The 11,529-nt window shown below is 29.4% G+C and carries 11 protein-coding genes; 6 read left to right on the forward strand and 5 right to left on the reverse strand.

Annotated features, from left to right (window positions below; genetic code table 11):
• Position 1 precedes the first annotated feature (1 nt).
• Complete coding sequence (locus H4K35_RS14780) at positions 2–1,531, reverse strand: hypothetical protein (RefSeq protein WP_006256837.1); 1,530 nt, start codon at positions 1,529–1,531, stop codon at positions 2–4.
• A 3-nt stretch (positions 1,532–1,534) separates the two neighbouring features.
• Positions 1,535–2,251: an OmpA family protein gene (locus tag H4K35_RS14785; RefSeq protein ID WP_006256836.1), complete on the reverse strand. Its 717-nt coding sequence runs from the start codon at positions 2,249–2,251 to the stop codon at positions 1,535–1,537.
• 735 nt (positions 2,252–2,986) lie between these two features.
• Here H4K35_RS14785 and H4K35_RS14790 point away from each other — a divergent pair.
• The 3 genes from H4K35_RS14790 (at position 2,987) to H4K35_RS14800 (ending at position 5,723) form a co-directional block, all read left to right on the forward strand.
• On the forward strand, positions 2,987–3,421 hold the full coding sequence (locus H4K35_RS14790; RefSeq protein ID WP_058699609.1) for a DUF3408 domain-containing protein: 435 nt from the start codon (positions 2,987–2,989) through the stop codon (positions 3,419–3,421).
• 381 nt (positions 3,422–3,802) lie between these two features.
• Positions 3,803–5,461, forward strand: coding sequence for an ankyrin repeat domain-containing protein (locus H4K35_RS14795; RefSeq protein ID WP_182628704.1), 1,659 nt, complete (start codon positions 3,803–3,805; stop codon positions 5,459–5,461).
• Between the two features lie 22 nt (positions 5,462–5,483).
• Positions 5,484–5,723, forward strand: a complete 240-nt coding sequence (locus H4K35_RS14800) for a hypothetical protein (protein WP_058699611.1) — start codon at positions 5,484–5,486, stop codon at positions 5,721–5,723.
• Between the two features lie 14 nt (positions 5,724–5,737).
• Here H4K35_RS14800 and H4K35_RS14805 read toward each other — a convergent pair whose 3' ends face one another.
• The gene (locus tag H4K35_RS14805; protein ID WP_182628705.1) at positions 5,738–6,208 is read right to left on the reverse strand and encodes a RadC family protein; all 471 of its coding nucleotides are present in this window, start codon (positions 6,206–6,208) and stop codon (positions 5,738–5,740) included.
• Between the two features lie 328 nt (positions 6,209–6,536).
• Between H4K35_RS14805 and H4K35_RS14810 the strand changes: the two genes are divergently transcribed.
• Entirely contained in the window at positions 6,537–7,067 is a 531-nt protein-coding gene (locus H4K35_RS14810) for a hypothetical protein (protein WP_155036011.1), read from the forward strand.
• A gap of 76 nt (positions 7,068–7,143) precedes the next feature.
• On the opposite strand, the gene H4K35_RS14815 is transcribed toward H4K35_RS14810, so the two are convergent.
• Positions 7,144–7,548, reverse strand: a complete 405-nt coding sequence (locus tag H4K35_RS14815; protein ID WP_155036010.1) for a helix-turn-helix domain-containing protein — start codon at positions 7,546–7,548, stop codon at positions 7,144–7,146.
• 178 nt (positions 7,549–7,726) lie between these two features.
• On the opposite strand from H4K35_RS14815, the gene H4K35_RS14820 reads away from it, so the two are divergent.
• Positions 7,727–9,319 (forward strand): hypothetical protein, encoded by a 1,593-nt coding sequence (locus H4K35_RS14820; protein WP_155036009.1) that lies wholly within the window; start codon positions 7,727–7,729, stop codon positions 9,317–9,319.
• A gap of 127 nt (positions 9,320–9,446) precedes the next feature.
• The gene (locus tag H4K35_RS14825; RefSeq protein ID WP_002985535.1) at positions 9,447–9,701 is read left to right on the forward strand and encodes a DNA-binding protein; all 255 of its coding nucleotides are present in this window, start codon (positions 9,447–9,449) and stop codon (positions 9,699–9,701) included.
• 109 nt (positions 9,702–9,810) lie between these two features.
• On the opposite strand, the gene H4K35_RS14830 is transcribed toward H4K35_RS14825, so the two are convergent.
• Positions 9,811–11,130 carry a site-specific integrase gene (locus tag H4K35_RS14830; protein WP_155036008.1) on the reverse strand — a complete coding sequence of 440 codons (1,320 nt, stop codon included), beginning with the start codon at positions 11,128–11,130 and terminating at the stop codon, positions 9,811–9,813.
• Between the last annotated feature and the right edge of the window lie 399 nt (positions 11,131–11,529).

Here is an 11,529-nt window from a genome sequence, read left to right on the forward strand (position 1 = left end):
ATTAATTTCTTCTTTCGTTTAATTTGCTAAGTTGTTCAGTTAGTTCTTCCAAAATATCTTCTTGCTTTGATGATGCACCAGCAAGTGATTCAGCTGTTTTTGTCAAAGCATCGGTATATTTACCTAAATAAGTTTCAAGACTTCCGCTTACAGTAGCTTGATAGTCTTTCAGACCTATTGTTATTTTTCCAAAAATATCCTGCAATCCTTTTTCTATAATTTCGAATTTTTGAGCATAATCTGCAGAAACGTCTTTCGCTGATTCTAAAGATTTTTGAATTTCGATGATTGTATTTGAATTATTTTCAAGGAATTGATTTGAGTACTTTGAAAATTCGTTTTGAGATTCTCCAAATCGACTTGATGAAGTATTTATTTCCTGTGAAACATTTCTAAATACGAAAGTAACTTTCTCTAATTCTGTTTGAGCTTGATGAAGTTTTGAAATACTGCTGTTTACTTCGATAGAAAGTCCATTCATTTTTTCAATGCTTGTATTAAAAGCACTCAAAAGATTTTCGGAAACTTGAAGGTTTTTAGATTGTTCTGTAATTAAGGTCTGTTGCCCCGATTGCAAATCACCAACTTTACTTCGTAGAATTTCGCTCATATCCTCAACCTGTTGTTTCATTTGACTGGTAGATTCTTCTGATTGCGAAAGTGTTTGTTTAGAGATTTGCTGAACCACTTCTTGTAGTCCTCTAAAATTTTCATTGAGGTTATCGGTCATATTCTGCAATTTAGTAGGGAATTCTGTTAATGAACCACCTGCTTGTCCAAGTAATCTTGCCAATCTTTCCATTTCATTTTTAGTATCTCCACTCATTGAAGTTTTAAATTCTTCCATCATTTTGCCCATTGATTCCTGTAATTCCTTTACAATATTTTGGGTCATATCTGTTGCAGGATCTTTCAATTTGTTTCCTAAGTTTTCAATTTCTGTTTTTACAAGCTTCAATTCAGCTACGACACCTTCTGTTGGATTATTCAAAATTTGCTCAAAACCCGCTGAAACTGTCAAAGCTAAATCAGAAGAAAATGTCTGTAAAGCATTTGATTGTTTTTGAGATTCCTTGTAAATATCTCGAAACACATTACCAGGTTTGATGCTATTTCCGTTTTCATCTGTCGAAGCGAAATCATTTCTTAATTCCTTAATCACTTCAATTAAATTATTGATTGCTTGTGTTTCGTCGCTTAAGATACCTTCTTCCAACTTTTTCTTTTTTATATTTGTAATAAAGGAGAAAACGACTAAAAGAAAAACTCCAAAAATGGAAACGAGAAAGGCTGTTTTTAGTCCATTCATTAATTCTGGAATACTTTTTTCGATATTATTACTATCAAAATTCCATAAACCCATGGCAATTCCGACAAAAGTAAAAAGAATTCCTAAAGTCGGGAATAGATTAGGAATAAAATCAAATAAATGCTCATTGTTGTTTTCCCTCGTTCTTTTGCTAATGTATAAACCTGCCCAGATTGCAAATGCAGATATAATAATAATTCCAGCTATAATTTCAGATGTCATAAGTTATTCGATATTTTTAAGTGCTTCATTAATAATTGCTTCACTAGTGGTTACTATTCTAAACTCAACTCGTCTTGACTTATCATCATCAATTGACTGATTACTTTCAAAAACTAGTTTATAATTTTTATCAACTGTCCTTCCATAGGAGAGACCATTAGCAGTCAACCAAAATTGTAATCTTTCTTTCTCAGTTGGTAGTAAATTCATAAAAAAGCTCTGGGAACGTAAAAATGCCAATACATTTCTTCCTCTATCTTGAGACAATTTCATATTGTCAATATAAGGATCGTTTGTCAATCCAATTGGTTTAGTGTCTGTATGACCTTCAATTCTGATTTCTGCAATTTTGTCTTTATATTTTTCTTGCAATACAACAGAAAGATATTTTGGAAGAAAATCACTTAATATGACTTGAAAGTGTTGTGTTATGTCTGATTTACCTGTTGGGAAAAGCACTTGTGGATTGGTGAATTTTATTGATAAATCGTTGTCAAGTTTCAAATCCCATTTTGCAAAATCTTTTTTAAAAGTTTCATTCAATTCATTATATAAAGAAACTTTTGATTCTTCATAATCTTTGAAAATTTGATTTTGTTCCTTTTGTCTTTTTTCTATCAATGCCATATAAGAAATGGACATAAACAGAAAAATTACCATAAGAACCGTCATTAAGTCTGCTAATGGAATCCAGTGACTATCCTTTTTTGTTCCTGACATTTTAGTATAAATTAAATTTACTTACGTTTTATGTTTTTGCTAATTGAATTTAGATATTATTTATCTTTTTCTTCAATTCTCTTGCGAATATTTAAATATGTTTTACATAACATTGTTTCGCTAAATTCACTACTAATATAATTAGTTTTAGAAATTAGGCATTTATTAAAGTATTTTTGAATACAAATAACCAATATTAATTTTTTGTCAAAAATACCATAATTTCATTAATCTCTATTATGGAAATCCGTAAACTCCTCAATATTCTTAGCTAAGACTCTATTTCAACAAAAAACTAACGACTTCGGAGTAGTTTCTAGCCCTCTGCAAGAGCAAGTAGTTTTGAAAGCTCGAATCTCAATTTCGAGTGCCTCAAAACACAACTTGCTGTTACCTTTGCGGTAACTTTTTCAACATATTTACAATATGTTTTTTATAATGTGGATACTGTTTAAACATCTATTATTTAACGCCAAGTATACCACTTAAATACCTTTTTTTCATTCTTTGTCTATATCTCTAGTTATTTGTCTAATCAATGTTTTGGTTGGACAAACGCAATATCGTAGCTATGACTTTATATAGCTCCCAACGATTAAACACACAAATAGACTGTTGATAAAATCTTTACACAGTTTAATGTCTGAGACATTGGAATTGTAACTAAAAGGACAGCAAAATATTTAACTAACTACATAAATAGACAAAACTATAAACAGCTAAAAACTAGAAATTATGAACGAAGAATTTAAAAAGAAACCTAGAATTGACGAAGAAGCGATGATGGCACTAATGGTTGATGGCGTAAGGCCTAAGGGATTTACAGAGGCTGAACTGAATGCTTCTGGTATAAGAGATGAGCAAGAAGAAACTAAAGAGAAACCTAAGAAACAAAAGCGTGTAAAAAAAGCTCCTCCACTTACTAAAGAATATGACATCACAGAATATGAAGAGCTCTTTTGTAAGGATGTCAAAAGCACAGCACGTCATGGAAAATCGGTTTATATTGATCCTAAGCACCACAAAATACTTTCTCGTATTGTTCAAGTCATCGCAGATGATAAACTAACAATTTATGCGTATTTATATAATCTATTAGAGCATCATTTCACTGAGTTCGAACAACAAATAACTACGAGTTTTAATGAAAAGAACAGACCTATTTTTTAATTAATTCGTTAGTATTGGCTTACATTTAACAAGAAACAAAAAAATATTGACCGATTCATATCTTTTATAATGCTTTAACCAAAGAGCATTGATGAGATACGCTAATATTGTCTTGAAACACTTTTACATTGATAAAATTTTCAATTTTTGGCAATAGATATTTTACTAATTATATGATATTATTGTTACTCAAAATACCACTGTAAACTTTTTAGTATTGTTCCGTTATTCATGAAAAACAACGAACTAAGTATTAAATTAAAAATAACTAGTTATATTAGTGGTGAAGTTAATAAAATATGTAGAAAGGCTTGATTTTACTAAGCTATATTATATTTAGTTTCGCAAAAAATAAAGTTGGTTTTAATTATTTTGTAAAAGATGACACAAGAACAAATAGATAAAATAAGAAGTTGGGAAGGCTTTAATGAATTTACAATGAATGATATTAACCTACCTTACGAATTTGAAAATCTATTTACTGAGAAAACATGTAGTATTTCAATTTTAATGGAAGCAGTTAAAAGAGGCGAAATAGAAATTGTAGCTAAATTAATACGCCGAGGAAGTGATGTGAATTACGTTTCACAAACTACAAATTTGTCTCCTCTACTATCTCTCGAAGAAGAAACACCAAATAAATTAGAAATCTGTAAATTATTAATTAATTCAGGTGCTGATGTAAACTTCTTATCAATAACAGATATGGATTTATTAAATGTATTTGAAGGAGCATTAGGTAATGAACCTATTTTTACTTCAGTTTTATCAAATGCTTGTATTTTTGAAGATTTTGAACTAATTAAATTTTTGGTTGAAAATGGAGCAAATATTAATGACAAATCAGAACCAATTTCAAATATAGGTCTAAAATCAAAAGACTCTAATAAAATAATAGATTTTTTAATAGCAAGTGGAGCTGACATAAATTCTTCTTATGGAGCACTTCTAAAAACAGCAATAATGAAAAGTAGATTTTCCTTAATTGATAAATTGACTTCTTTAGGAGCGAAAGTTGATATAAGAAAAGAAAACGGCTTTTTAGGTGGTAGAACAGCATTAATGCTTTTATTGGATGGTGAAGCTATAGATTTAGATGAAAAAGAAGAAGAAATTGTATTCTTAAAATTGTGGAAAAACATTGAGAACATAAATATTAAAGACAATGATGGAAAATCATTATTGTTTTATGGTATAAATAATTATTTAGGAGATGATAATTTTCATCTTAGAATTTTTGACTTTATACTAACTCATCCCGAGTTAGATATAAATCAAATGGACAATAAAGGAAATACAGCATTAAATTATTTTTTAATTCAATTAAACGAAGAGCTAGAAAATAATCTTTATGAAATTGATGATGATGATTTATACAAAATAGAAATGTTAGTTATAGGGAAAACTAATATCAAATTAGCTAATAAAGAAGGCTTATCTCCTCAAAAACAATTTATTAAAATATTAAACGAAGAAATAACGGAATTTACAAAAGATCATGAATATCTTATAAATAAAGAAGATGAATTAGGCTTTACCCTATTATTAAATGCTGTTTTAAATGATAATTACCAAAAAGTAAGTTGGTTAATTCAGAATGGTGCAATTGTTGATTTAAAATGTAAGGCTAATGGAAAAATTGAGGATAACCCTATGCTTCAATTGTTAAATCCAATAAGATTTTCTAGAGAAAGAAGTGTTACAGCATTAATGTTAGCTCAATCAACTAAAATTGTGAAAAAACTTATTGATAATGGTGCTTATGTAGATAGCCAAGACAATGAAAATAATTCTGTACTGATGTATTATTCTTCAATGCAATGGTTTGAAGGAGTGCAAACTTTATTAAATAATGGAGCTAACCCGAATATTAAAAATAGAAAACACGAAACAGCTTTATCTATAGCGATGAAGTACAAAAACAAACTAAAAAATGAGAGACAAGTCGAACTTATTAATCTATTAAAAAGGGTTACTAAAATTAAAATATCGGACAAAATTTTATATAATATCAACTTAGTTAAAAGTTATTTTTGCTAAATTGGTTTTTAATCTTAAACCTATGAATAATAATTTTTCATTTATAAATGTAGAATTTAGAAATAAATTACAAAACATTAATACAAAAATAAAAGAGTATTTAACAAACCATAATTATGTTTTACCTAAAAATATTGAAATAGAAGATCTTGTTGAATGGAACAATTTTGGTGAAACAACAAAAATCTACGCATCATATAATTGTCCTGATGAAATTAAAGGGATAATTACAGAGTTTATCAAAAAAGAATTCCCGATATAAAAAACAACGGCACCTTATAAGGTGCCTTCATCTGCAAAAGAGTAATAACTCTCTGCTGTTATAATTAAATGATCTAAAAGAGTAATATCAAGTAGTTTACTTGCTTCTTTAATCTTTCTTGTAATTTGTCTATCAGCATCACTTGGAGTTAATTTCCCTGACGGATGATTATGTACAATCAAGAATGCTGTAGCATGCGCTTTTAAAAGAGAGGAGAAAATGATTCTTAAATCTACTATTGTACCTGTTATTCCTCCTGAGGAAACTTCTAATACTCCGAGTACTTTATTGTTGTTTGAAAGCATAAGGACTTTAAATTGTTCTAATAATTCAATCTTGTTACTATCCCAAGCCTTTAATGCAACTTGATATGCACTGTAAGAAGATGTAATTTGAGGTCTCTGTGAAGCCTTTACTTTTGATTTGTAAATTAATTCTACTTCTGATGCGATAAGCCATTCTGTGTTTAAAACTGTAGTTTCCATACTATTAAATTTTTAAATTAATTATGGAGCCACAATTGGTAATGGCTTAGCGAGCGCAAGAAGCAACGCAATAAAGCGAAGACTTTAGTCAAGCATTTATGGGGGAATTTCTTGCTAGCGAACCGCTAGGCATTGCCTAACTTTGTGCAATTAATAATAAAAATAAAACCTAATAATTCTTTTCTTTTAGTTCTGATTTTCTATGTTTTAATGTGTCTTATATTTTTAAAGTAGTAATACTTTTATAGAAGATAATTTATCTTTTAAAGTGAATAGTTTACTGATATAATGCATGATACTTTTAAACAAACCTTAAAAGACATGAATTATGAAAAAAGTAAAATTTTCTTTAGAAGCCCATATATGGTATGGAGAACCAATCAAGAATCCTTATTATATGTTTTACTGCTTATTTGATGTAGTTCACCCGCCTGAGTTAAAATTGCATTTATCAGAATTAATGAATCACACTCATAAAAGTGAAATTTATCTACAGAAGACCCCTCATATAGTTTTTTTGATCTATTCTTTACTACGTTCGATAATACGAAGTAGTTATAAGATACTAAGCAACTCAAAAAAATACTATTCGATAAATCCAATAGACAAATCAGAAGTTTCCAAATTAATGACATTCTTAGGGGCATTATCACAAGAGGAGTACTTAAATCCCTATTTAGTATTTGAAAATATTTTTGAAAAACAATCTGTAGTTAAGTTAGAAACTGATTTATTTGAAATAACACAGTTTGCACTTGGAGACTTTATAGAACCACCATCAATAGAAGTTAATACCTCTTTTATTAGTATAAATAGATTAATAGAGGCATGTTGGTTATTATATCAGAGGGATGAATAATCTTAATAGACAGAAAAAGGTAGAATACCATCCATAGTAATTCTACCTTTTTTCCGTTATATGTATAAAATTATATCTACTTAGTTTGAATCAATTTCTCTAAACGAGTCATCATCTCATCTTTCTCCTTAAGCATACGCTCATACAAAGCAATCTTTTCTTCGTGAAGTTTTACAATTTCTTGCATTGGATTAATGTTATTAGTTACAATAATCCCTGCATTATCGTTATTCGTAATTGTATTGGCAATAATATTGATAGCTTGCTGTTCATCAAAACTCTCAATTGCCTCAACAGGTATCTTAAGCACCTTTGAAACCTGTTGTAGTAGTGCATTATCAATTACCTCTTTCTGTTCTAAAACAGATATCTTTTTCTGATTCCAATCTTCTCCTAAATCAAAAGCAAGAACCTCTTGTTTGATTCCAAGCATTTCTCTAAAACGCTTTACATTTCTTCCTTGATGTATTTTATGTTTCATAATTAATAGCTAAGTTAAGAAGGCTCAAAGATAAAGCCAATGATTTAAAAAGATTGAAAGGTAAAGTTATAAAATTATCTTGTAAAATATCCCTTAATGAGAATATTATACTTCTTGATAGAATAGTTTACTCAATGAGTTCTATTGAATTTTAATCAAATCAAAAAACTCAATAATTATGAAAACAACTATTTTACCTATCAACGACTTTTTAAGTAATCAACTTAAAGAGGTTATTACAGAGTTTTCTTCTGTATTAGAAATTTACTATTGTAGTAATACTATAGAGATGACTTCCTATTTACTTTTACATCTAAATAACAGAAGTGATATTGACATTATTGCCAATCGCAAAGGAATTAAAAAACTATTTAAGATCTATGGTATCATAGTATTGTTATTTGATTATGACTCTTTGAAATACAAGTTTAAGCATGGTTATCCACTAATAGAGCTTATCTACCAAGAAAAGCATCTAATTTATCAACAAGAAGGAATTGATTTTACTAAACTTGCTACAAGAAGTTTCAAAGAGTTTAAGAATCAGTACAATATTTATAAAGAGATATATTTTCAAGATTATGGTCTTTTGAGCTCTGAGCTTAATAAGTATAAGTCTTTAGACGCTATTTCAAGTGTGTTTCTCCTATACGAGCGTATATTAGAATTACACCTACAATATTTAGAAGAATTATATGTAGGGCATATGAGTCCAAACAGTAATCTGCACCAACGAATAAAAGCAATCAGCAAGTTTAATCCAGAGATTGAAGGTTTATTTCTTAAAAGAAATGAAGAGGAATACTATCTTGTAGCTTTAATAAACAGAGTAAAAGAAGCAATCGAAGAGGATAGAGAAGTTTATTACCATGAGTGCTTTGAGGCTTTTAATAATGTTGAAAACGCACTTCATAATTTTATTCAAGACCGTTTTAAGTCTTTAAAACGTTTAATAAAACACCCAATAGTCATTCCTACGATTACAGAGGTGGCTTTAGAGCTAAATAAGCAAGATACTTTTAATGATATCATCATTGAAAGATGCTTAAATCAAAATCAGCGTATAGAAGAAATTTATCTATACAAGACGTTAATTCTTGGTAACCAAACTATTTATTATCTTCTTGTCATAGGTGATAAGTTTGCAAACGAACAGATTAAGAATTTGGAATCAAGTTTACAAGATAAGTTTAACAAGCAAACGAACTTTGTTATTATAGCTCATACTAAAATATGGATTCAAACTGAATTATACAGCTCACAAGATTTCTTTGCTGGCATCATAAAAAATGAGAACAAGATTTTTTCATCTAGTCAATATAATGCATCACTACATTGGTTAGTCCCTCACGAATCCTTATATACTGATCTATATTACTATAATTCTGTTACTAATAATACAGCTAAAGAACTGCTCAAAAAACTACAGAAACTTAAAAAGAACCAAGAGTGCAAGCAAAGTATTCCTTATCTACTATCACTTTATTTTTTGTCATTTTGTAGGACATATATATTAGCTCATTTATCATACTTACCTAATTACTTATCTAGCTACTCTTTATGGTTGCTTTGTGTAAATGTGAATACTGACTTAATTAAGTATCAATACTTATTTGATAAATTCGGCACCAAGTTTTTTTCTTTATTAGATTACTATAGAGTAGTACATCAACGACTTATTAATTTTGATACAGAAAAAACAGAAGTACTATTAGAACTAATTACTCAATTACAAGCTGAATTAAAAATAATAGTAGATCAAAGGAGCTAATAATCTTTTACCAACTAGTAGTTTTTATAAATGCATAGTTAGAGCCAAGTATGCTTTTTACCTTCCAATTATTTCAATCTTTTAGTAACTACTTTACCTTAGTTGTTTAACCTAAAAAACAACTATCATGGAAAATCAGATTACAAAAGAAGATTTAAGATTGTTTGCTCAAACAATTATTGGAGAGCTAAAAGAAATCTTAGCTAAGCAAAACAAAGAGAATTCTCTTGATTGGGTAAAGGCTAAAGTAGCAAGGCAATTACTAAGCATCTCTCCAGCTTCCTTACAAACACTGCGCATCAGTGGAAAATTACAGTATCGCAAAATACTTGGTTCATATTACTACAACAGAAAAGATATTATGAACCTTTTTAATGAGTAGAAGTTAACTTCTACTCATTAAAAAGGTTGAAAACTTACTCCCTCGAATTCTGTGCTACAAATATGACAGTTGAATTATTATAAAATGTAGAGAATTCGAGGGAGTTTTATTATCCATTTAACTGATTAATAAAAGTAGTTAGCTGAGCTAATTTATCAGGATTCAGCTTTTTTAAACTCTCAAGTAAGTCCGTAAAATTATCCGTTTGTTTATTTGCTTTTTCTTCAAGCTTACCTTTTAGTATCTGCATTTCGGTCTTGATAGATTCTTGTTCTGTTAGAGCGTATTCCTCAGTTTGTTTAACAGAGTGATGTCCCAACATTTCTTTTACCACGTGAATAGGAACACCATTACCGAGAGTTACAGTACTTCCAAAAGTTCTTCTTGCTTTATGGGTATTTAATTCGCTTATCTCACAAAGTGAGGCAATCTCTTTTAAATACTCATTCATCTTTTGATTAGAGCGAACAGGGAGCACAATATCTTTACCAATACAAGCGGGATGATCTTTATGTTTTTCCATTATCTCAATAGCTTTTGGAAGTAATGGTATAGTGATATTAGCATCTGTCTTTTGTCTGTTAATTCTAATCCACAAATTACCTTCTTCATCTTTTGTAATATCACTTTTCTTTAACTGAAATACATCGATATAAGCAAGTCCTGTATAACACTGAAAAATAAAGACATCTCTTACAGTAGCTAATCGCTCATTAGTAAACTCTTTGTTCTCTAAAATAGATAACTCTTCCTTGCTTAATGGCTTTTTATTGAGCTTAGTCTTTTTAGGTTTGTATTGTACAAATGGATTGGAAGGGATAATTCCTTTAGCAACTGCCAGTAAAACAATCTTCTTGAAGTTTGAGATATACTTTATAGCAGTATTGTTAGAACACGCTCTAACGGTCTTTAAATAATGTTCATAGCCAAGTACAAACTCATAATTGAGTTCTCTAAACTCTATATCTTCTTTACCATATACATAACGAATATATTCAGCTACATGCGATCTTGCTGTAACATACCTTTCATGTGTTCCAATAGCATACTCTTTAGGCACAAGTTTAAAAACTTCATCGTTATGCTTTTGGAATTCCTCTAAAACTTTAGCTTTACTTGTTCCTTTGCCGTGGATATAATCCATAAGCACAGTAGCAGTAATAGGTTCTTCATTGCTTAAGAGCTCTAATTTGTACTTAGTAATCTTTGATACGATTGTATCTAAGAGGTAGTTTAGCGTTTTAGCATCTTCTTTAGTGCCATTGGCACGACCTGCTTTTTGGTTCCATCTATTGATATCCCATTTATGACTTAAAGAAGTCTCTTTGCGAATACCATCTACTGTGATTCTAAGGTAAACCCCTCTTGAATCACTTTTCTCTCTACTTGGTTTAAGAAAGAAATTAATTGATAACTGTTTTTCTAACATAATTCAACTGTTTTTAAATATTAATAAATGTCGAATTAAAACGTTCCAAAATCACAGTTTAAAACTCTCTGGCGCCATTTGGCGTAAGGGTTCGCTAAGTTGAAAGGTGCACATCGCTTAGATGTTTTTTTGTGCACCGAATCCCGAATATTTTTAGGTGCACTTTTGAACAGAATGTGATACCCCTAAAAAAGAAAAAACCTATAACTCATTGTGAATCATAGGTTTTGTGCTTTTTTGATAACTTTTAAAAAGTTATCTTTTATAAATCAGCGGAGAAAGAGGGAATATAACCCATATATAAATAGAGTGTGATAAAATACTATTATTTTGATTTATTGGTAGTTATGTTTTTATTAAGTCGATTAAATACCTTAAAATACTATATGATAGTATCAA

The sequence above is a fragment of the Myroides sp. NP-2 genome (assembly GCF_014145665.1).
In the GTDB taxonomy this organism is placed as follows: domain Bacteria; phylum Bacteroidota; class Bacteroidia; order Flavobacteriales; family Flavobacteriaceae; genus Flavobacterium.

Coding starts and splice junctions, on each gene's coding strand:
- H4K35_RS14825 (WP_002985535.1), top strand. CDS start 9,447: ATGGAAAATCAGATTACAAAAGAAGATTTAAGATTGTTTGCTCAAACA.
- H4K35_RS14810 (WP_155036011.1), top strand. CDS start 6,537: ATGAAAAAAGTAAAATTTTCTTTAGAAGCCCATATATGGTATGGAGAA.
- H4K35_RS14815 (WP_155036010.1), bottom strand. CDS start 7,548: ATGAAACATAAAATACATCAAGGAAGAAATGTAAAGCGTTTTAGAGAA.
- H4K35_RS14780 (WP_006256837.1), bottom strand. CDS start 1,531: ATGACATCTGAAATTATAGCTGGAATTATTATTATATCTGCATTTGCA.
- H4K35_RS14800 (WP_058699611.1), top strand. CDS start 5,484: ATGAATAATAATTTTTCATTTATAAATGTAGAATTTAGAAATAAATTA.
- H4K35_RS14820 (WP_155036009.1), top strand. CDS start 7,727: ATGAAAACAACTATTTTACCTATCAACGACTTTTTAAGTAATCAACTT.
- H4K35_RS14805 (WP_182628705.1), bottom strand. CDS start 6,208: ATGGAAACTACAGTTTTAAACACAGAATGGCTTATCGCATCAGAAGTA.
- H4K35_RS14830 (WP_155036008.1), bottom strand. CDS start 11,130: ATGTTAGAAAAACAGTTATCAATTAATTTCTTTCTTAAACCAAGTAGA.
- H4K35_RS14790 (WP_058699609.1), top strand. CDS start 2,987: ATGAACGAAGAATTTAAAAAGAAACCTAGAATTGACGAAGAAGCGATG.
- H4K35_RS14785 (WP_006256836.1), bottom strand. CDS start 2,251: ATGTCAGGAACAAAAAAGGATAGTCACTGGATTCCATTAGCAGACTTA.
- H4K35_RS14795 (WP_182628704.1), top strand. CDS start 3,803: ATGACACAAGAACAAATAGATAAAATAAGAAGTTGGGAAGGCTTTAAT.